The 18710-nt window shown below is 59.6% G+C and carries 24 protein-coding genes; 4 read left to right on the forward strand and 20 right to left on the reverse strand.

Going from position 1 to position 18710, the window contains the following annotated elements; translation table 11 throughout:
- Positions 1–213: 213 nt before the first annotated feature.
- From AAFG13_RS12450 to AAFG13_RS12470, 5 genes are all read right to left on the reverse strand, one after another.
- Positions 214–642: a GNAT family N-acetyltransferase gene (locus AAFG13_RS12450; protein ID WP_212310239.1), complete on the reverse strand. Its 429-nt coding sequence runs from the start codon at positions 640–642 to the stop codon at positions 214–216.
- A gap of 87 nt (positions 643–729) precedes the next feature.
- On the reverse strand, positions 730–1023 hold the full coding sequence (locus AAFG13_RS12455) for a hypothetical protein (RefSeq protein ID WP_212310240.1): 294 nt from the start codon (positions 1021–1023) through the stop codon (positions 730–732).
- 4 nt (positions 1024–1027) lie between these two features.
- Positions 1028–1411, reverse strand: a complete 384-nt coding sequence (locus tag AAFG13_RS12460) for a hypothetical protein (protein WP_342712160.1) — start codon at positions 1409–1411, stop codon at positions 1028–1030.
- Between the two features lie 3 nt (positions 1412–1414).
- A complete protein-coding gene (locus AAFG13_RS12465; RefSeq protein WP_342712161.1) occupies positions 1415–1771 on the reverse strand; it encodes a hypothetical protein in 357 nt (118 codons plus the stop codon).
- A 2-nt stretch (positions 1772–1773) separates the two neighbouring features.
- The gene (locus AAFG13_RS12470; RefSeq protein ID WP_342712162.1) at positions 1774–2478 is read right to left on the reverse strand and encodes a hypothetical protein; all 705 of its coding nucleotides are present in this window, start codon (positions 2476–2478) and stop codon (positions 1774–1776) included.
- A 133-nt stretch (positions 2479–2611) separates the two neighbouring features.
- Between AAFG13_RS12470 and AAFG13_RS12475 the strand changes: the two genes are divergently transcribed.
- The 3 genes from AAFG13_RS12475 (at position 2612) to AAFG13_RS12485 (ending at position 5267) form a co-directional block, all read left to right on the forward strand.
- Complete coding sequence (locus AAFG13_RS12475; RefSeq protein WP_342712163.1) at positions 2612–2860, forward strand: hypothetical protein; 249 nt, start codon at positions 2612–2614, stop codon at positions 2858–2860.
- Positions 2861–3047: 187 nt separating this feature from the next.
- Complete coding sequence (locus tag AAFG13_RS12480) at positions 3048–4403, forward strand: MBOAT family O-acyltransferase (RefSeq protein WP_342712164.1); 1356 nt, start codon at positions 3048–3050, stop codon at positions 4401–4403.
- 9 nt (positions 4404–4412) lie between these two features.
- Positions 4413–5267, forward strand: coding sequence for a hypothetical protein (locus tag AAFG13_RS12485; RefSeq protein WP_342712165.1), 855 nt, complete (start codon positions 4413–4415; stop codon positions 5265–5267).
- Positions 5268–5410: 143 nt separating this feature from the next.
- Here the strand turns inward: AAFG13_RS12485 and AAFG13_RS12490 are convergent, their stop codons facing one another.
- The 8 genes from AAFG13_RS12490 to AAFG13_RS12525 form a co-directional block, all read right to left on the reverse strand.
- Positions 5411–6403, reverse strand: coding sequence for a tail fiber protein (locus tag AAFG13_RS12490; protein WP_342712166.1), 993 nt, complete (start codon positions 6401–6403; stop codon positions 5411–5413).
- Between the two features lie 60 nt (positions 6404–6463).
- Positions 6464–6664 carry a hypothetical protein gene (locus tag AAFG13_RS12495; protein WP_342712167.1) on the reverse strand — a complete coding sequence of 67 codons (201 nt, stop codon included), beginning with the start codon at positions 6662–6664 and terminating at the stop codon, positions 6464–6466.
- Complete coding sequence (locus AAFG13_RS12500) at positions 6621–7127, reverse strand: hypothetical protein (protein WP_342712168.1); 507 nt, start codon at positions 7125–7127, stop codon at positions 6621–6623. Before AAFG13_RS12500 ends, AAFG13_RS12495 begins: the two co-directional genes overlap by 44 nt.
- Before the next feature lie 8 nt (positions 7128–7135).
- A complete protein-coding gene (locus tag AAFG13_RS12505) occupies positions 7136–7399 on the reverse strand; it encodes a hypothetical protein (protein ID WP_342712169.1) in 264 nt (87 codons plus the stop codon).
- 843 nt (positions 7400–8242) lie between these two features.
- Positions 8243–9430, reverse strand: coding sequence for a hypothetical protein (locus AAFG13_RS12510; protein ID WP_342712170.1), 1188 nt, complete (start codon positions 9428–9430; stop codon positions 8243–8245).
- Positions 9420–9992: a hypothetical protein gene (locus AAFG13_RS12515; protein ID WP_342712171.1), complete on the reverse strand. Its 573-nt coding sequence runs from the start codon at positions 9990–9992 to the stop codon at positions 9420–9422. The genes AAFG13_RS12510 and AAFG13_RS12515 overlap by 11 nt, the downstream gene beginning before the upstream one ends.
- Positions 9992–11062, reverse strand: a complete 1071-nt coding sequence (locus AAFG13_RS12520) for a tail fiber domain-containing protein (RefSeq protein ID WP_342712172.1) — start codon at positions 11060–11062, stop codon at positions 9992–9994. Before AAFG13_RS12520 ends, AAFG13_RS12515 begins: the two co-directional genes overlap by 1 nt.
- 107 nt (positions 11063–11169) lie before the next feature.
- The gene (locus tag AAFG13_RS12525; protein WP_342712173.1) at positions 11170–12111 is read right to left on the reverse strand and encodes a hypothetical protein; all 942 of its coding nucleotides are present in this window, start codon (positions 12109–12111) and stop codon (positions 11170–11172) included.
- Positions 12112–12139: 28 nt separating this feature from the next.
- Here AAFG13_RS12525 and AAFG13_RS12530 point away from each other — a divergent pair, with 28 nt between their 5' ends.
- Positions 12140–12688, forward strand: a complete 549-nt coding sequence (locus AAFG13_RS12530) for a hypothetical protein (RefSeq protein ID WP_342712174.1) — start codon at positions 12140–12142, stop codon at positions 12686–12688.
- 1 nt (position 12689) lies between these two features.
- Here the strand turns inward: AAFG13_RS12530 and AAFG13_RS12535 are convergent, their stop codons facing one another.
- The 7 genes from AAFG13_RS12535 to AAFG13_RS12565 all read right to left on the reverse strand — a co-directional run bounded on the left by AAFG13_RS12535 (position 12690) and on the right by AAFG13_RS12565 (position 18706).
- Positions 12690–12863 carry a hypothetical protein gene (locus AAFG13_RS12535; RefSeq protein WP_342712175.1) on the reverse strand — a complete coding sequence of 58 codons (174 nt, stop codon included), beginning with the start codon at positions 12861–12863 and terminating at the stop codon, positions 12690–12692.
- Positions 12864–13141: 278 nt separating this feature from the next.
- Positions 13142–13765, reverse strand: coding sequence for a tetratricopeptide repeat protein (locus tag AAFG13_RS12540; protein ID WP_342712176.1), 624 nt, complete (start codon positions 13763–13765; stop codon positions 13142–13144).
- Positions 13766–14764: 999 nt separating this feature from the next.
- Positions 14765–15079: a hypothetical protein gene (locus tag AAFG13_RS12545; protein WP_342712177.1), complete on the reverse strand. Its 315-nt coding sequence runs from the start codon at positions 15077–15079 to the stop codon at positions 14765–14767.
- The gene (locus AAFG13_RS12550; RefSeq protein WP_342712178.1) at positions 15076–16551 is read right to left on the reverse strand and encodes a hypothetical protein; all 1476 of its coding nucleotides are present in this window, start codon (positions 16549–16551) and stop codon (positions 15076–15078) included. Before AAFG13_RS12550 ends, AAFG13_RS12545 begins: the two co-directional genes overlap by 4 nt.
- Before the next feature lie 144 nt (positions 16552–16695).
- Positions 16696–17334 (reverse strand): hypothetical protein, encoded by a 639-nt coding sequence (locus AAFG13_RS12555; RefSeq protein WP_342712179.1) that lies wholly within the window; start codon positions 17332–17334, stop codon positions 16696–16698.
- A 120-nt stretch (positions 17335–17454) separates the two neighbouring features.
- On the reverse strand, positions 17455–18273 hold the full coding sequence (locus tag AAFG13_RS12560) for a hypothetical protein (RefSeq protein WP_342712180.1): 819 nt from the start codon (positions 18271–18273) through the stop codon (positions 17455–17457).
- A gap of 1 nt (position 18274) precedes the next feature.
- On the reverse strand, positions 18275–18706 hold the full coding sequence (locus tag AAFG13_RS12565; RefSeq protein ID WP_342712181.1) for a hypothetical protein: 432 nt from the start codon (positions 18704–18706) through the stop codon (positions 18275–18277).
- Positions 18707–18710 lie beyond the last annotated feature (4 nt).

The raw sequence follows: 18710 nt of genomic DNA on the forward strand, positions 1-18710 counted from the left end.
ACGCTCTCAGCCATATTTCGTCCGCGCGGGACGCGGCACTCTAGCATTCTCCCGCCCAGGATTCGATGCGCGGCCAAGCTCCGGCCAACGACGGCGGCTTGCCGAAGGGTGCGGCCCACGAACCAGAAACGCCAAAAAGCCCGGTGGCCAATCGACCACCGGGCGCTCTACATCGTCGAACTTTCGGCAACGGTCAAATCCACCTCGCAGGATCTAGACGAGCTGCTTCCGCCAATACAGCGTGTGCTGCCATGCCCAGGGCGAGGCCGGTTCGAAGAGCCGATACCCCTGCCGGATGAAGTTGTTGGCCGAGAAATGATTGTCTGTCGTATCCGAGACGATCGCCTTCCAGCCGGAGCGCCGCGCTCGCGCTTCCAGCGCGCGAGTAAGCCGCACTTGCAGGCCGTGACCGCAGTGCGGCATCACGACCCCAACGCGGCACAGATATCCGGCGTTGACAACATGGGTTGACGGAACGACGCCCGCGAATGCAATCGGCTTTAGCCGATGAAAAGCAATCCACCAATACCCCTGCTCGAAGTCGGGCACACGAGTCCCATCGCAGAAGGTCAGCTGATGAAGCTCGGCGAGCGCATCCGCGACCTCTTCGTCCTGCGGATCAACCTCGCGTATCCTGTACATTCTTCGCACCTCGAAATTCTATTGTCCGCCAACGTACCTGGTTCTCCAGTCTGGAGAGAGATGCGCCCACTCCAGCTGCAACACGAATTACCTTCCGAGCGTGGCTTTGATCCCCAACCAAACGGCGCCGAGAAAGCCGGTAGCGATCACGGTGATCACCGCCTTGAAAGTATAGCTTTGCGCCTGCTCCACACTCTTTCGCCATCGCCGGAGGTGCTGAAAGTCCGCGCGCAATTCTCGTCGGTCCCCCTCCTCAAATCCAAATGAAGTCAAGACTGTCGCGATGGTCTTGACCACAACGGCATCGATGTCGCTTCTGCGCACCCGATCCTGTTCAATCAGCGTTTCCATCACGATTGCTTTGACATCGGCTTCGCGCATGGGATCACCTTCGTATGATGCGGGCGACATTCTCAAACGTACGCTTTCCGAAGTAGAAGCCCATGATCATGCCGGCCCAGGTGCTCACGTCTCCCGCGAGTTGCGGCGTCGTCCCCAGGCCGAGAACCTTGTCCCAGATCACGCATTTGGCGTAGAAAACCAACGTCACGTAGAACGCCAGTTTTTCCGGCTCCCAGGGATGACCGATCTCGGCGATCTTGAGTTGACTATGCGCCTGCGCCTCCGCCACTTGCGCGGCAATCTCACTGGCGGCGAGATCGGCGGCAATCTTGCTGTCGATGTTCCCGGCCTTCAGCCTGGCCTGGTACGCATCGATCAGGCCCTTGATGACAGGACCGCCAAGGAAGGAGAGAATGGTCATCCACATGGATCAGCTCTTACCAACCGACCGCAGACGCGCAACGATCGTAATCGTCGAGATGCCGATCATGGTATAGGCGAGATACCGGGGATTGTTCTTCAATGCCTCCATGACCTGGGCCTTGAGATCAGGATCGCCGAAGGCAGATGCGATCGGATCAAGCCACTGAAAGACAGTTCCAATGCCGGTCAGGAGGAGACCCCAGATCACCGTCACAGATCTCCCGGTGAGCGCCCAGGCCTTGCCCCAGAACGTATCCGCTTCGTCGTAGAAAGATTTGAGGGCCGGAATTGCATGCAGGATCGGCCGCACGACAATGAAATACGCAGAAAGCAATCCGGGCAAAGTCAGGGAAAGCCAGAGCATCGTCATTTCCTTCCGAAGAGAGATTTGAAGAGATCAACAAAAAAGGCTCCGAGGGAGCCTTTGGCGGGAGCGTGGATCGATGGATTGGCCGGCGGTGGTTTCGGCGCCGGCGATGGCGCCCTTCCTGCCGGGACAATCTTCGCTCCGGTAAATGTGATGGTCGGATCGAGCTGCGTCATCGCCCGCAACAGGCCCGCGCAGCCCAACTGCTGATCCACAACGCTCGCATCAAAGACCCCGTCCCGGACGTATTTGCCCGAGACGTACTGATCGGTGCCGGACCAGATGTAAGGCGACGGCTTGCCGCGAGCGGCATAGCCGAGCCCGTTGTACTGCTCGAGCATGGTCAGCGTGCCGCCGACCGACCAGTCACGGTTACGGGCAGCGAAGGGCGCACAGTTGACCAGCGCGTCATAGGCGCCGTCTTCCCAGGTCTTGAACGGACCCCTTCCCTTCGGAACGTGGACAGAGACGCTTCCGAGCGGGTCGCCCTGCCCAAGCTGCGTATTCCAGTTCTGGGAAGCCTCCCGCTCGTGGACGACCGCGATGAAGAACCAGGGAACGCCGGTCTTGGCTGACACAGCCTGATACCGATCCTTTGCTGGCGCCGAGACGAGCCGCGCTGCGACCGTCGAGAAGTTCCGTATCGACTTGGCTTCCGCCCAGCGGGCTGCATTCGCCGCGCTAAGGGCCTTCAGGTCGGTCATAAGTCTCTCTACTGATGGTTTAGGTGGCGATAGGGGACGCCAGGTTGCGCCGTTTGCGCAGACCCTTTAAATTATCGCCGTATGGAGATCGAGAAATGAAGCGTGCCTTGCGAACCTAGTCGCCCAAAGACCGATGGAATTCCATTGGGAAGAAACCGCCGAAGGATGGCTGCTCAATCCGTCAGACCCAACTGTGATCCATCCTGTTGTGATCCAGGAAGGTCATCACTGGAACGTCTATGCGGATAAACGCCGTCTCATGCCCGGCAACTTCAACAGCGAACATTGGGCTAAGGAATGCGCTTGGTCGTTCGTAAAGCAGACCCGAAAATCGGCCTTCGGCGCTTACAACGTGAGGCTCATCGAGGCGCCAATCAAATAATTCTCATGATGTAGTTGCAGCAAATCGTTGGTTGCGCGATCGCGTGGGGTGCGATGCAGAATCGCTTCTACATGTTGTCTATTGTGGGTTCGGGTGGTAAGCGCATCAGCATGCATGTCGACGGCACCCAGTTGGCAGATCGGCCGCCAGTAACTACAAGCGTGGTGCACACGGCGGCGCGCGAGAAATGACTTTCACGACTTGGCAATTCGGAATTTTCGTCAGCGTCGTTTTCGCTGTCTACTATTTACCGTTCTTGAAGCACGCGCAGATCTATATCCTGATCGCGGCAAGCATCTTCTTCTACGGATACGGCCAGCCGGAATTGCTGCCGTTGCTTTTGGTGGCTGTGGTCGGCACCTGGGCATTTTTGGTTTTGTCGTTTCGCAGCTCCATCTGGACTGCGGTCGGCGTCGTCTTCAATCTAGGGCTCCTCGCCTTCTTCAAGTACAAGCTCCTGTTCGTTGCACCACCGGTCGCAACTGGTCACGCTCTTTGTGATTTCCTCCTCAACCTTCCGCTACCGATCGGCATTTCGTTCTTCGTTTTCCACAACATCAGCCTCTTGGTCGACCTGCCTAAGCTCTGGCGGCCAGTGAGCGTGTGGGAGATTTTCCTCTATGTGATCTTCTTCCCGCAGCTGGTTTCGGGACCGATCACCCAAGCTCGCAACTTCTTCCCGCAAATCCAGCCTAAAGAGATCGCGAAAGTTCCGTTCGCGGAGGCCGCACGTTGGCTCGTGCTCGGATATTTCTTCAAGCTCTACTGCGCCAACAATCTGAACGAGATGACGTCCTACATGGATTACCCTCTCTTCGAGACGGTGACGACGGGCGACAAATGGCTTCTGCTCTTCCTGTACAGCTTCCAGATCTATGCCGACTTTTTCGGCTACTCGTCAATCGCGCTTGGACTTGCGCTGCTGTTCGGGTATCGGTTGCCCGAAAATTTCAACAGGCCGTACATCTCGCGGTCGATTGCCGAATTTTGGCGGCGCTGGCACATCTCACTTTCGAGCTGGCTTCGCAACTACCTCTATATTCCATTGGGCGGCAGCCGGCACGGCCTGGCGCGCACCTATTTCAACCTGATCGCCGTCATGGGGCTGGGTGGCCTGTGGCACGGAGCTGCTTTGAGCTACTTGGTCTGGGGTCTTATGCACGGAGTGCTCTTGGCAATCGAGCGTCCCTTCGCCGAGAGGCTGGACGGCGTGAAGTCGCCGGCTGTCCAAGCATCCCGCGCCGCCGTGGTCTTCCTGGCCGTCTCGATGCTCTGGATCTTCTTCAAGCTCCCCGATTTCAATCACGCGGCGGCCTACTTCGCTGGGCTTTTCACGGAGAGCGACATTCAGAACTCGCCGAAGATCTACCGCAGCTTGGCGTTGGCATACTCTCTGCCAGTCATCCTTCAGCACTTCATCCTACCACGGCAGCCGCAGCGCGCCTGGGTTCGAGCGATCGAGCCGTTTGCTTACGGCGCACTCGTTGCCTTAGCGTACGCTGAGGCCGGACCTGAATCGGCCTTCATTTACTTCCAGTTCTAGGACGGACCGATGCTTTGGATGCTCAAGTTCGTGACCACGGCTGCTGCCGCGATCGCCGTGCTCAAGCTGGCTGGCAATCACGATGTCCAGCCGCTCTCCACGACCACTGATGCGCAGAACTACGCTGTGGCGGCGAAATATATCAACGGATGGTCACACAAGACCGTGTTGGTCGGTAGCTCGCTGACGTTCAGATTATCTGAGAACTACTTCGAGTCCACGAATATCGAGAACCTGTCGCTCGCCGGCGGGTCTCCCATCACAGGCCTGGAGATCATCGCGAGTGCGGCAACGCCAAGGCTGGTTCTAGTCGAGGCGAACGTTCTGAACCGTGTCTTGGATGAGGGTCTCATCACCAAATTGAAGGATCGTGGCTCTTCCGTTTTCCGGCCAGTGCGGTCGGCCGCCGCCTACTACGAAACGTTGATGCACCCTCCTCTGAAGAAGGAGCAGGTCAGGTCTAGGATCGATAGCTTGATTGCGCAGCCACCGTCTGACACTGTCGATGCCGGCCTGGCCGAACGAACAATGCATGAAGCGAGGGTTATGCCCTCAATGGAGGCTATTCGTCAGGGATTGTTCGCCATCCAAACGTACAAAACACTGCTCGAGTCCAGGGGAGCGAAGGTCCTGCTATTCCACATGCCCTACTCGCCGCAGTTCGAGGCGACCCCTTTTGCTGCCGCAAGCACGCGGATGGCTGCGGACGCGTTCCCCGACGCTGGGTCCTGGCTGACGATAGGCATTGATCCGTTGCAACTGCGGTGGACGGACGGTGCTCATCTCGACATCCGATCGGCCGCCATGGTCGCACGAGCAATCGAGGCCGCATCTGGCGTTAACTCAACCGGCATAGCGCAATAGACGAAGTTACCTTTCGGATCTGATCCTAGCCGCTTCGCCAATGCAGTTGAGACCGGATGAGCGGGTGAATTGGCTTGCGGACCCATTTGCCTTCTTCTGACCTTCGTGCGCCTTTTCGGTGATGCCGATCGAAGTGTCACCCATCAGAGTATCCTCAGGATGTAGTTGCACACGATCGACGGCTGGACGTTCGGATGCGAACCGCCGCTGCCCGACGCAGTACCGGAGCCAGAAATCGTGCCCGACACCGGAATGTTTGAAACAAAGTTGATGGGTGTCGCCAATGCGCCGGCAGCACCACCGGCGACGGCGGACGAAACGTTGTTGGCGAGTACAAATCCACCGCCCGACTGGGTCGAATTGCCGGAGAATGTGCCCGTGACAGAGACCGAGAGGCCAGCTGGAATCTGTGAAGTCGTCAGCGTCTGACTTTCGATACCGCCGACGCCGCCCGGTAACACCGAGTTAAAGACGGCTCCACTAATACGCCCAGCGCTCGCATCCGCCGCTACTGAGGTGCGGCCCCGCTTGTCAGGCAAGTTGAACGTGGTCGAACCATCACCAACGCCATACGTCGTCCCTATCGCGGCGAACAACGTCGCATAAGTCGTGCGCGAAATCGCTTGACCGATCGGGAACACGAAAGAGCTGTTCGGCGCGGTCAGGAGCCAATAATCCATTCCAGCTCCAAGCGGCACGTTGTACGGATTGCCAAAAAAGCCTTGCAGGTACCACACTCCGTCGGAGTTATTGTAGGTCGCCGTGTAAGGCGTGCCCTGGATGATAACTCCGGCCAGCAGTTCCACACCGGGCGCGGTTCTTAGCGGACGGGTACCGAGCCCATCCACGTTGATGACGGTTATTCCGCCGTTCGTTATGTGCGGTGTGAACGCGATCATCGCCCCGTTCATGCTCGTGAAGCTGTCGAATTGCTGATAGCTTGAAAGCAAATAAGATGTGCTCGATCCGCTTGTGACGATCGCGCCGGCGATATCGTCGCGATACTTTGCGGTGGCCGCCATCATTGCGCGGGCGGAGTCGTTGACGCTCGAAGGCGCCTGCCCCTCCTGCCAATTGATCGAGCTGTCGGCGGTCGCGTCCGAGGCCGCGACCCGCGACCACTTGTAGAGAGTCATGGCATTTTCCCTTGGTGAATTTGCGAGGCCGGACCTCGTCGATGAGTGACTGATCCGCCGCTATTCCGCGCGACCGAGTTGGAGATATTGCGTGCACGGACAAGCCGGAGCTCGCGCGATCAGCAGGTTGCGGATCACGCCGATCGGCACGCCCGGGCTTTCCCCGGCTACAGCCTGCGCACGCGCATCAATGATAGCTTCAATTTCCGCACGAAGTTCATTGATGCGGCTTTCGATTGGCAGTGTGCGAGCTTGCTTCATCACGTATCCTTTCAGACTCTGCGCTGGGTATTCGCTGCAGCGCTTCAAGTTGCTTCAATGCTACGGCGGCCGCGTTTTGAGCGCGCCGCAGTGCCTTGTCGCGACGCGCCTCGTGGGCTGCGATGAAGATCTGCAGATCGTAGGGCAGCGACCAAAAGTGCCTCTTGCGATCGTCCGGCCAGGATCGCGGTGGTTCAATTCCAGCAATGTAGGCGATTGCGGAAGCAACCGGCCCCCCGAGCGTGGGGTCGGCAAGCCCCGCCGCCACATGCAGCTTCGATATCTCCTGCACGGCCGGCCACAGCCGCTCGATGCCGAGGGATGCACAATCGGCCACGAACCGCGCAACAACGGCCGGCGCGGCCGGACATGGCGCCACACGGTGCAACTCGCACCAGCGAACAAATATCGGTGCCGCGCGTAGGCGAGCCTGCGCGAGCGTCGCCAACACAGGATTGACCATCGCTCTTTTCAGCGCTTGGCCTTGCGCAGTGCGTGATGGAGATCGGTCATCCTCCGTCGCAGCTGCTGGAGGCGCACGTGGCGCCGAAGGCTATGCGCGCCTGAATCGATCTCTCCGCTGAGCTCAGCATCGAGCTTATCCAAAGCGGCCACTCGCTTGCCCAGTCCATAAAGAGCGAAATTGTCTGCGATCTCGCCAACGGTGGCGGGCTGGCCAGCGGCCTTTTCCAGGGTCGACTCGACGCGTTCAAGATAATCCCGAGTATCCGTCATTTCGAAAATCCAAATTGGAATGAGTTGGGTGGCACTCTCGGGTTCCGGCTCCGGCCCTGACGATACTCGGTTGCTTTCCCACGCTACCGGGCAGTTCAAGACAGGGAGAATATCGGGAGACCGGTCGGCAACCATCGCATTGGCTTTCCGCTAACGAGTCCACGTTGAGCGCTCCCAACCAACGAGCGCGACGAAGCCCTATCGATGCCTTCCGATGGAGGTGAAGCCCGGCGTTCTCAGTGTTCGATGGCTGTCGAAAGAAGCGACACTGGACTTCGGACTCGTGGCTCAACCAGCCCGTCCTATTCCAATTCAGAAACCCGCAAGAACAGCACGCCAAAATGTACGTTCTCAACAAATTCGCTTCGCCAGCGTGTATGTCCTTCATAAAGGTAGAGACCGATCAAGGATTCGAAGTCCCGTGATACCACTCTCTCTCCATCGTAGAAAAAACAGCAACTTGGTTGCGAGCCGTAGATTGATACGCGTATCCTTCGAGCGCGCGCATCGAAGGAAAGCACAAGCGTTATGGCTTGCGTCTTAAATCTGATGTCGCACCCATACCGCCTATCGCATCTGTCTACGACGCCCGTCTCTTGGCGACCTCCGACATCGACCGCATAAGCAACCGCGTAGTCACTCGCGTGCACCGCCGGAAGGTAAAGGAGGTAGAAGGCCGCCAGGAAGCTGGCCCATCCAAAAACCTCATCGCCCGACCTGGAATCTTGCCTTGCATTCCGCTCTCACTGCGGGCCGAGATGACAAACCGGTCGGCACCTAGAACATATCATGAACATTTGTCAATCGAGGAAGCGCAACCATTCTCGACTGTGACGCACACGATTACCGCATGGTGGCTTTCCGCGCGTGATAAAGCGCCACGGCGTCCTTGATATCACCGGTACTCGAAAGCCTTGCATTGAGCGCCCGAAGATCCGCGTTCGCGCGCTCGCCACGCGGTGTCGCGGCGCCGGGGCGCTGCACCGGCGGCAGTGGCCTGGTGGTCACGGCATCCTTCGCTCTCATCATCAGGCGGTATTTTCCCGCATCGTACATCATCCGCTGGAAGGTGGCGTTGCGCATGAGCGGCTCGGTGTTGAGCAGACGAGTCAATTGGGCGGCCTCGATCCCGCTTGCCTTCGCCGATGCGATGATTTCCTGCATCACGGCGCGCTGGGTTTCGACGGGCTCTCCCTTCAGCATGGCGTCGAAGCGCGCGTCCTCTGATTTCGCGTGAGCGCGAAAGGCGTGGTGCGCGGCTTCAGTCTGCCGTTGGCTCTCTTGCTGATGTTGCGCAAGAAGCTGATCCGTTGCCGTGATCGCGCTCTGAACACGTGCGAATTTGGCTGGATCCTGCCGCGACATCTGTTCGAGGACACCAGGCAGGTTCTCGAGAGGAACGCCTACGAGCTCAGGAAATTGATTGATGAAGCTCGCTTGTGCGATCTGCGTCGCGCCAGCGAGGGCATCAAGATAGCCCTGCCGGATCTTGTGCGTCTCCGCAATCTCCTCATCGATCGCCTGACGCACCTGTGGGTGCTCCAGTGCTTTCGCCAGGGCGGGATCAATATCTGCGCCGAAGTCGGCGTTTTGCACATCCACATCGCCCGCGCCTCGCTCGACGCCATCGGCATCTGCTTGCGGCAAATCGAAACCGTAGAAGTCGGCCGCCTCGGGATCCCTTGCAAGCGCCTCCGCACGCAGTGCGTCGACCCGCTCTGCCAATCGTTCGGCGTCTTCATCGTCGGCTGTCAGTTTCTCGGCCGCGACCGCCGCCGCGTAGTCACGGCTCGCACGCTTTAGCGTCACGGCTTCATTTGCCGCCGCGGGCTTCCCCTCCGCGTCACGATACTGCCTGACAACCACATCTTCGGGCTGTTCGGAGATCTTCTCTGCAGCCTCGCGAAGGGACGCATTGTCGCTCCCGATCGCCTCCTCTTCATCCGAGGTACGGTCCGGCATCGCCTTGTAGCCGGCCATTGCAAGATCGTGAGCAGCCCCGGTCAGATCGTCGCGTGATTCATCGGCCATTATTCAATCCCCTTCTCCGCGGGCCCACGACGGGACCTCCACGAGGCGTAATTCCCAATGTCCACCCGCCTTGATCATCAGGATTCCCTGGAGCCAGTTGACCATTCTGCTCAGCCGAACGCTGCCCTGTGTTAAATCCCGTAATGCCATTGGCTAGTGCCGCGAACGGATTGCCGAGCGGGGTATGTGCCCAGCTCTGGAAGCCGGCATTCAATCGATCGCCGAAGGTCGGCACGGCAGCCGGCGCGGGAGGCTCTGCGCGGCCGAACTGCGGCATCCAGTAGTCTCCAATACGCATGTTGAGCGTCTGCCCATCGTCGCGTGGCCAGCTCGAAGGCATTCGAGGCGCGTCAGGTCCGCTCGCCCCGTCCGGCGGAGCCGGGCTGGGGTTGCCCGCCGGCAGGCTCGCGTTCGCCACACCGGCCACGGGCGGAAATGGCGATCCCTGCGTGGGTTGATCGAAAGTCAGCTGCGGCTGCAGGGAGACCAACCGACCGTACAACCCTCCACCCGCCTCAAATTGCTTCGGATCAAAGCCGAGATAGTCGTCAAAGAATCCCATCAGCGGACCTCACCGAGCTTGCGAGACGTCTCAGTCGCCGCGCGATAGTCGACAGCCTTAAAGCCGTTGATGTCGAGGACGGCATGCGGTGCGGTCCGTTCCACGTCCTGCGCCATCAGGCCGATGTGGTAAGCGGGCGCTCCCTTGTAGCGATAGCCATAGACCGGCGTGCCATCGAACAGCATGCCGACAGCCGCGATATCCTCCTTCAGCCGCATGTCAGACGGCGTGAACTTGAACAGGCTTCCGATGCCGTTGGCGATCGCCCCGAACTGCTGCGCCCCGGACATCTGCTGGGTGGTGTTCGTCGTCCCATTGCTCTGCTGGCCGAGTTGCGCGATCGGCACGCCGATCTGCGCAAGCAAGCTCAGCGCTTGCACCGGAATTCCGCGCCGTTGCGCCTCCGCGGCCAGCGTAGCGTTGGCGCCGTAGTTCTGCGCGTCTAGCGCGGATTGCGCCGCCGTGACGCCCTGCCCCTGATTGGCGAGATAGCTCTGCTGCATGCCGCTCAACGTATTCGCGGTGGTGTTGCCGGCGCCGTAGAGCGCATTTGCGGCATTGAGCTGGTTGGTCACATCCTGGTTGTACTGTGCGGCGATCACCGGAGCTGCGGCCGCAGCGACCCCGCGGCCATAAGCCATCTGGTTGGCTCCGCTGAGGTCGCGGCCGGCCGCAGCAAACTGCGAATTGATGCTGTTGCCAACATCGCTCTGGATCTGCGCCAGCTGGGCCGCAAGTGCCGGATTATTTCCGACCATACTGCCGTTGGCATAGGGCGTCAGTTGCCGTTGTAGCGTGGCAAGATTGTCCTGCAAGTTTCCGGCCTGCGCATTGGCGCCACCGCCGTTCAAAAGCGATTGCGCATACCCCCCGATCTGCCCCGCGTATGGATTGCCTGCCGCGGCGTTGCTCTGCAGCGTGTTGAGCGCGCCGGTCTCCGCTGTCGTCAGCCCTGTGTTGTTCAGGCCCGTGCCTAGCTGGCCGAGGATACTCTGCAACATCGGCTGTGCAGCCACCCAGGGCGTCGTCTGCGATTGCTGGGTCTGGGTCGATGACGATTGTCCGCCCATCGGATCTGGTCCTTTCTATGAAATGATCGGCCGTGGTCAGGCGCACGCGAGCGCGTGCGTACGCGATACGGGCGACATTGACGCACTGCTGGTGACTGTTTCTTGAGCTATCGGTCCGTTCCGAAGATCGGGATCGGCCAATACTGCATCGGCAAACCGCTCGCCAAGCCAGGAAGCGACCGCCCTGCTGGCTCCTCCGCGTTTGCGGCATCGTCTGCGGGAGATATCGGCGGCACCATGCCACCAATCCGCCTTCCGATCGGTGATGGCACAGGCGCGGCACGCGGTGGCCGAGGAAATATCGGATCCGCCGATGTGGGGAAGGGTTTCGGTGCAGCCGTCGGCTGTCTCGCCGGCTTTCCTTGCATTTTCCTATCAGCCCAAGCCCGAAGGTCGCCCGCTGTCATGCCTTGCAGGAACGGATTTGAGTTCATCGCATCAGAACTCAGGAGTTGAGATACCGGCGTGGACGGATCAGCCTGCAATACGGAAATCGCACCATCCGGACCGGCAAAGTGGGCCAGATATGTCGTGCCCGAAGTGACTGGTAGCCCAACCTTTGCCAGGCGGCGCCCATTGTCGGCCGCATAGGCCTCGATCATTTCCCTGGACAGATCCGGGTTCGATTTGAGCGCAACGAGCTCATCGTCGGACTTGCCGATAGCGAGATCCGGCCGGTGCTTGCGCAACATCGATACCCACGTACCGTTTATGAACTGGCCGACGCCGCTAGCCGATGACCGACGATTGACGGCATTGGGATTGCCGCTGCTTTCGGCCGTCACAATTCGGCCAACGAGCGGATTTCGGTCTACAGCTGTGCCGGGTGCATAGCTCGCCTGTCCCTGCAGGGCGTCAAGTAGTCGCCCGATCAACCCACTTTGTGAACCGGCGTAGGTCGACGGCGCATATTCAGGTCGATCGAAATCCGAGGTGGACCCAACGCGTTGGTCACGCCCTATCATCGTATTCAGCGCATCGAGCAGACCGCCGCTGCCCTGAGCGCCATAAGCTTCAGGGTCGAACCCATACGTGTCACGGACATTCATAAGTTGTATTCTCCTGTACGGCGCGACGATGCCGCTCGGCGATATTGAAAATTTCACCAGCCAATCTATAGATATCGATAGACTTGAAAGGATCTGCCGGATGAAGCGGATGTTGATCGCGGCGTGCTTGGCTCTGGTTGCTACCCCGGCCATATCGGTCGATTATCGATGGACAACTGGCTACAACCAGGGAACGCTCGAGGCGATCATCCGGAACCGCAACGACTCAAACGTCAACATCTACTGCCCGAGCGGCCAGGAAGATAAGACGCCGGGAATGTATGTTCAGGTGAACGGCATCAAGCCGGTTTACAACGAGCAGGTCACGGTCCAGATCATCGTCGATGGCAACAACTACTCCTTCTACCTTCGGGAGATCGAATTCAAGCCCGTCTCACGACAGGATTGGTGGGACTTCAAAGCGCTCATCAAAGCTCTCGCTTTGAGCAAACAGAAGTCGTTTGTCGTCGAGCTTCCGAAGTACAACAAGTCGGAAACCTTTTCGCTGCTCGATGCACGAAAAGCGCTTGGGCTTGGCAAGAACGGCGTTCTGTGGGGCTGCGACAAGGAGAGCTAGGCTAGGCGGCCGGTCGCCGCGAGCAGGCTAGATCTTTATCCAGTATGACGTGCTTTTCCCGATACCTATCGAGCACACGCAGCCAGCCCTTGCGACCGTAGATCCGCACGCGCACGCAGCCCTCATCTCTCGCATAGGCCTCGATCCCGTCGAGCAGCGGCAGCCAGCGCTTCATCCCGTGGCCGCCACACGCAGTGATGACGCAGACCTTGCCGATCTCGGAGTTGATCAGGACTGTGGTAGCTGCCGCCTCAATCGCCTGGCCGTTCCAGGCGAGCCACAGAAGGCTGCGCCCAGAGAGAACGTCCGCCTCGATGTCAGCGAAGGCGTTGAGCGCCGTCCGGCGACAAGCAACTCTCAGCAGTGGTATTGCATAGGGCCAAATCTTGCAGACTTGCGCCGGATCGACGCAGACGAGCGCAGATGACTGACATCCATTCGTGGACCACGCTCTCACCTTCCGCGGTCCGGCCGCCCGAGTGGCGGAGGCTCCTCAGCTGAGCCACCTCCCGCGCGCTTTGGACAAAATTCGTTGTAGCGATCGAGAACATTTTTCCGAATGAATCCCGGTGGCGCGCGATCAACGAAGTCTCGTTCGCGACCGATGTCTGGCGTGCCCGCCACTATTTGCACAGACATGATTTCTTCAAGCACATCTGACAGCTCCTCGCCCCGCCCCAGCGTTAGGAGTATTCGAGCCTTTTCGCCAAGCGCTTCTCTTCGAAAAAAGAGGGTTCGATTCGCTCGCCCCAAGGCGACATCGATCCAAGTCAGGGCTTGTTCGGCTTGATTGAGAGAGTAGAAGTAGATATTCGCCTTGCCGATTGCAGAACGAACATCAGTCGGGTAACGCTGCAAAAGCTCGTCAAGGATCAGCAACGCATCCAGATGTTGTCCAGCTTCGCGCAGCAGCAGCACCAACTCACCACCTAAGAAACGATAATTATCGCCTTGCGCCGTCGTCAAACTATCCGCGACGGCGTGAATGACCTGGCTGAGCGGTCTCGTACGCCGCAGGCGCTTGATCCACTCATCCACGTCATGAAATGAATTCGGCGGTCCAGTCACCACAAGCACAACACCATCGCTAGGCCGCCTGATCGAAACAAACGAGCAACCCGTTGTCAACTCGATGACACGGCCTCGAACAAACGCTGACTGGAGTTATCGACCGTAGTTCCTGTAGACTTCCTCGTCGGGATCCAAGCTCCACCTAGCAGGTTCGGAGGGGTCGGGTCGACCGCCGTTCCGATTGCACATATCCCATCGGGTGACAGCTCGTTGCTTACATCCATTATAATGATCGGGATGAGCGAACTCGCCATCTCGCCACCGTTGATGACACTCTCCCTCTTCCTCATACTTGCGCCTCGTGCAGTAATCATCGTCGTCGCCTCCACCCGTGGGTTTGCCACCGTTGTTACCCCACCCAGCACCACCCGAGTTGCTCTTGTTACGGGTACCCCCCTTGGCGATAGACGGCGATCTGGTTGGAACGCGCACCAGCTCTCTGGAATCTTGGTTTGGCAAGCTCGGTGAACTCGCGCTTTCATCGCCTGAAATCGATCGCTGCAGCTGACCGTATTTCAGAATGAGACCCAGCAGCCCTGCCACCGGGCCTGGCGGGCGATACGGCGGCTGCTCCCCACTAGGACCCGGCGGCGCCCCCACGGGACCCCGAATCGAATCGCCCAAGCTGCGCAGCAGCGCCAGATCGCTGCTGTCGGGGGCCCACGGCTTGCCCGTCAACCGTTGCTGAAGGAGTTGCGGTCCGAGTTTGAGCGCTAGCCATGTTTCCCGGAAAGAGTCGGGTATCGGCGGCATCGGAATCTTCGGAGCGGGCTCAGGTTGTTCAGTAGGCAGCGAGAACGGGTATGACCAGGGGTACGGAAAGAATCTAGACGACCCCGGAAATGGAGGAGGCATTCGTAACTCCTTGCTCAAAATGAAAGTGCGCGTCGCCTCGGACCCAACGCGCCGCGACACGACCGCTCGGCACCCCGGGATGAGGTATCTGTCAACTTGTGTTGTGGGAGCAGTCGCGTGCGTGACGCGATTCGATAGCCGTTGCGAAGTTTAGCCAAGCACCGCGTACAGGAACGTCCGCCCCGCCGTTGCCGAGTTGGCATGCGTGATCGTGAACGATCCATTCGCTACGGCGCTGACGTAGAGCGTTCCGTTGCCGAGCTCAGTCGCGGCGCTTGCCGAAGCCGGCGTCAGGATCGGCGTCGAACCGGATGCGGCGTTCGGTGTCGAGACGGTTGTCGTCGATACGCCGGTTACGAGCGTCACCGTCCCGACTGCGTTCGAGCGGCCGGCGGCCAGACCCTGGATGGCGAGCACGATCTTCTTCAGGTCGGTCTCGGTGATGCCCGGAACGTACGCCGTCATAGCGCGCCGCTCGTGATCACGTCCGGCACGACGCCGGCGCAGAAGGTCCATTGTGTTGCCGCAGGGATCCGCACCTTGAATCGCGAGTAGCGCGTATCCTGCATCATGTCGCAGCGGCCGGTCCTGGCGTTCACGAGGACCTCGGCGCCCGGGACCACGGTCGCGGAAGGCGTATCGCGGGACGAGACGGAGCCATAGAGCGTGGACGCGTCGGTGATCGGCCTGAAGCCGCGGATCGTGATCCGGTTCTCATCGCTCCCCTGCTCCGCGCTCTCCAGCGTCGCTTCCAGATTCTGACCGCGGAAAAAGCCGAGCACATGCGAATTGTTGAACTGGGCGATCTCAGGCTGCACTGCCGTGGCATAGGCATCGAGGCTCAAGGTCATGGCGTCGATCGAGGACGAAATGGTGTCGAGGTTCTCCAGGGTCAGACCAGTCTGCGAGACGCCCAGCAAATACTCTCCGGCCATCGAGACCGGAAAAAAACGGTCGAGCAGAAAGTCGTAGCCGAGCAGCTTGTCATAGGTATTTCCAACGGCGCCGGAGACCGATTTGTAGGCCCAATACACGCGGGTGCTGCGCGGATCTGCGGCGCCCATGAAGAGTTGCAGATTGCCCTTGTCGAGATCCGCCAGGAACGTTCGATCGACCTTCTCGCGGCCGATCTGCTCCGGCACGCCGCCCGGCTCGATCTTGTGGAAGCCCTGGCCCGCGTAGAAAAAGATGCGCTCGCCGGCGCGGATGATCGAGTACGGCGCGTAGAGACCCTTGTCCTGCGTGATGCGATCGATCTGGAACACGATCGGCGAACCCGGCACGTAGGACATCCGCCGGATCGCCTGATCCTGAAAGATGATCCCTGCCTCGCCGCCGGCGACGCCGCGAACGATGCCGCCATCGGGGAAATCCTGAAAGTCGGATGACTTGATGCCGCTGATCCAGCTGTCGGCCGCGTTGAAGTTATTCAGCCCCGACCATTGAATCCGGTAGGGGTTCGAGAGCAGCCCGGACAGCACCAGGAACCTGCCGACGACCCCGATGTAGGCCGCCTGCGGCGGCGAGCCGAGCGCGTTGCCGAACGTCGACGCCGACGACAGGTCGAACATCTGCAGCGTTGTGTTGGCCTGCGTGGCGAAGACGAAATTTCCAGTCTGCGCGAATTGCCACTGCGCGTTAGCGCTCAGCACGCTGTACGTTCCGCCTCCTGACGACACATCGGCCCAGGTAAAATCAGTGTTGTTGAGCTTGTAGAGCTTGTTGCTGGTTCCAGCGAAGGTGACCACCGTGCCGTCGGACTTCAGCGCGTAGAAGGCTCCCCTGCAAGCAGCCGGTAACGGCGCCGCGTAAGCCGACAGGCTCGGGAATGGTCCATATCCGTCACCACGTGGGATCACGTTCAGGATGTTTCGCGTGGCCTGACCTTCATAGTCGCTGACATCGGGGCGATATTCGCCAGTAGCAAGCAAGGGCATCGTTCAATCATCTCCAGAATATTTGGCAGCCGGCCCAGCGAACGGCATCACCGGCCTCCGCCCAGCGACGAGATCGGTCGCGGCGCATCTGGCTCCGGGCCATGATCGGCAATGCCGGACGCCACCGCGCCCATGCAAAATGGACTAGTGCACAACTGGATCCGGGATGACTTGCGTCGGATCAGCAGTCCAGGCGCCCGCCGGACCTCGCTGGACCGTCCAGGCCGAGGTTGCCGGAGCGTCCGCGGTCCATGCAGGCGAGATCGTCTTGCTGATCACCCAGCCGGATGATGGCGTGCTCTCGCCGGCCCAGTCGCTTGCGATAGGTTGGGCCGGCCACCAATTCACGTAATCGCGGCCGATCGATGCGGTGTTGCCTGTCACCTGGTAAGCGGCTATCCCGCCGTTCAATGCGACAACTCCGGCCACCAGATTATAAGTGGCAGTGAAGCTTCCCACGGCTACCGTGAGCGCCATGGTGGTCTTCACGGAATTGCCGGTGAGCGCGTAGCTCGTCCCGCTCAGTATCGCACGAATGGACAACAGAGCGGCGTTACCGCTCTCGTTGTAGCTTGCTACCGCTCCATTCAGCCTTGGAACAAAGGCGATGGCATTGGCGGCGAGCAAGTAGCTTGCCGAACCCGTCGTCTCGAGGAGATTGAGGATCACTCCGCTTCCCTGGACCGCGTATGATCCGGCCCCACCGAACACAACATTGGATCCGCTTACGCGCGTCTGTCCCAGAGCGAGGCGGCCGATTGCATCGAATCCAAGCAGCGACATTTGCTAGAACTCCCCTGCCGCTCGAAAAGGCACGCCGCCGCCCTGTTTCCCGATAGTGAATTTGATCATGCTTCGAGGAACTCCGTCACCAAGTCGCGCGCAACCATGCCGATCGGTGAACTAGGCTCCAATCCTGAAGCCTTGAAAATGCGTATTTGACGCTGCGCCGAGCAATGTCGTGACGCCGTTTGGCATATAGACATATGCCTCAACGTAATCAGTGCTTCCGTTCATCGGGACAGCGCAAACGAGCAGCTTGTTGGAGTCGCCCGACATGCCGTTCGAAACTGCCGTATAGGCACCGTTCTTGATGCGTGTACCGTTCTTGTAAAGCGATGCTTGACAGCTCTCGGTTGGAGACGTTCCTGTCGCGGTCGTGCAATCCAAGATGAAGAGATACGTGCCGGCAGTCTGGGGGGTGTACCTTCCGGTCGAGGTATCGAACCAGGTTTCATTGTCGACCTGCTTGTTCGTCCACGTGATCTTGTTATACGCCGAGGCCGTCAGTCCGGTCTGGTCGACGCCATTTCGGTCTACGATGAAGATTCCGTTTTCAGACTGGTTGGCTCGGATGTTGGCCCGAGCCTGAGCACGCTGTGTCGCCGTGAAGCTGTTGGCTTCCTCGATCGAGATCAGATCCTCTTTCAGCGCCACGACCGCGACTTGCGGCGATGCGGTGAAATTGATCTTCGATGTCGTCCCGGACGAGTTGAACAGCACCGTGGTTCGAGACAGAACGCCGGTCGAGGCGTTCCAGATACCCTCGCCGAGCTCCCATTGGGAGAGGTCCGCGCTTTCCGCGCGGTACTTGTATGCGCGGCCATTGACCGCTCCTGCCGCCGAGGGCGTCAGGTAGCCTCCGACAGGACCCGCGACCAGCCAATCTGCAGTGCCGCCGGTCGATGGCGAAAACCTGCACGCGTCGAGAAATGCTGCCATGTCAGGTAATCGTCAGAACGCCGTTGATCTGGTCGAGGGCAACCGTGAATGTGTTGCCGTTGGTGAGCACCAGGCCTGTGCCGTAGTCCCACCACCCGATCAAAGGCCTGGTTGGAGAAGTCGAGTTGTAGAGGACGGCATATTGAAACGGACCGATCGACCCGCCGGCCGCCGTCCATGCCGGATTTGTGGCGCCGAAGAACCTGAACGTGCCCGAGGTCTGCGACCCCGCGATCGTTCCGATCGATACTCCACCCGCCGCATAACCATTGCCGGCCGAAAGATCGGCGGGCACGTTGTAGACAGTGTTGGTCGCGGCAGGCGGCGCGTTAGTGAGATACACCTTGTAGACCTGTACTGTGCCGGTCTTCATGTCATGCAACGCGTTGGCGACATCTTGTACGAAACAGTTGAACTTGTTGAAGGCGGCCATTTGT

The sequence above is a fragment of the Bradyrhizobium sp. B124 genome (assembly GCF_038967635.1).
Taxonomy (GTDB): Bacteria; Pseudomonadota; Alphaproteobacteria; order Rhizobiales; family Xanthobacteraceae; genus Bradyrhizobium.

Bases quoted from the DNA above. Each gene is read 5' to 3' on its own strand.
- AAFG13_RS12450 (WP_212310239.1), bottom strand. From the start codon at position 642: ATGTACAGGATACGCGAGGTTGATCCGCAGGACGAAGAGGTCGCGGAT.
- AAFG13_RS12455 (WP_212310240.1), bottom strand. From the start codon at position 1,023: ATGCGCGAAGCCGATGTCAAAGCAATCGTGATGGAAACGCTGATTGAA.
- AAFG13_RS12460 (WP_342712160.1), bottom strand. From the start codon at position 1,411: ATGTGGATGACCATTCTCTCCTTCCTTGGCGGTCCTGTCATCAAGGGC.
- AAFG13_RS12465 (WP_342712161.1), bottom strand. From the start codon at position 1,771: ATGCTCTGGCTTTCCCTGACTTTGCCCGGATTGCTTTCTGCGTATTTC.
- AAFG13_RS12470 (WP_342712162.1), bottom strand. From the start codon at position 2,478: ATGACCGACCTGAAGGCCCTTAGCGCGGCGAATGCAGCCCGCTGGGCG.
- AAFG13_RS12475 (WP_342712163.1), top strand. From the start codon at position 2,612: ATGGAATTCCATTGGGAAGAAACCGCCGAAGGATGGCTGCTCAATCCG.
- AAFG13_RS12480 (WP_342712164.1), top strand. From the start codon at position 3,048: ATGACTTTCACGACTTGGCAATTCGGAATTTTCGTCAGCGTCGTTTTC.
- AAFG13_RS12485 (WP_342712165.1), top strand. From the start codon at position 4,413: ATGCTTTGGATGCTCAAGTTCGTGACCACGGCTGCTGCCGCGATCGCC.
- AAFG13_RS12490 (WP_342712166.1), bottom strand. From the start codon at position 6,403: ATGACTCTCTACAAGTGGTCGCGGGTCGCGGCCTCGGACGCGACCGCC.
- AAFG13_RS12495 (WP_342712167.1), bottom strand. From the start codon at position 6,664: ATGAAGCAAGCTCGCACACTGCCAATCGAAAGCCGCATCAATGAACTT.
- AAFG13_RS12500 (WP_342712168.1), bottom strand. From the start codon at position 7,127: ATGGTCAATCCTGTGTTGGCGACGCTCGCGCAGGCTCGCCTACGCGCG.
- AAFG13_RS12505 (WP_342712169.1), bottom strand. From the start codon at position 7,399: ATGACGGATACTCGGGATTATCTTGAACGCGTCGAGTCGACCCTGGAA.
- AAFG13_RS12510 (WP_342712170.1), bottom strand. From the start codon at position 9,430: ATGGCCGATGAATCACGCGACGATCTGACCGGGGCTGCTCACGATCTT.
- AAFG13_RS12515 (WP_342712171.1), bottom strand. From the start codon at position 9,992: ATGGGATTCTTTGACGACTATCTCGGCTTTGATCCGAAGCAATTTGAG.
- AAFG13_RS12520 (WP_342712172.1), bottom strand. From the start codon at position 11,062: ATGGGCGGACAATCGTCATCGACCCAGACCCAGCAATCGCAGACGACG.
- AAFG13_RS12525 (WP_342712173.1), bottom strand. From the start codon at position 12,111: ATGAATGTCCGTGACACGTATGGGTTCGACCCTGAAGCTTATGGCGCT.
- AAFG13_RS12530 (WP_342712174.1), top strand. From the start codon at position 12,140: ATGCCGCTCGGCGATATTGAAAATTTCACCAGCCAATCTATAGATATC.
- AAFG13_RS12535 (WP_342712175.1), bottom strand. From the start codon at position 12,863: ATGAAGCGCTGGCTGCCGCTGCTCGACGGGATCGAGGCCTATGCGAGA.
- AAFG13_RS12545 (WP_342712177.1), bottom strand. From the start codon at position 15,079: ATGACGGCGTACGTTCCGGGCATCACCGAGACCGACCTGAAGAAGATC.
- AAFG13_RS12550 (WP_342712178.1), bottom strand. From the start codon at position 16,551: ATGCCCTTGCTTGCTACTGGCGAATATCGCCCCGATGTCAGCGACTAT.
- AAFG13_RS12555 (WP_342712179.1), bottom strand. From the start codon at position 17,334: ATGTCGCTGCTTGGATTCGATGCAATCGGCCGCCTCGCTCTGGGACAG.
- AAFG13_RS12560 (WP_342712180.1), bottom strand. From the start codon at position 18,273: ATGGCAGCATTTCTCGACGCGTGCAGGTTTTCGCCATCGACCGGCGGC.
- AAFG13_RS12565 (WP_342712181.1), bottom strand. From the start codon at position 18,706: ATGGCCGCCTTCAACAAGTTCAACTGTTTCGTACAAGATGTCGCCAAC.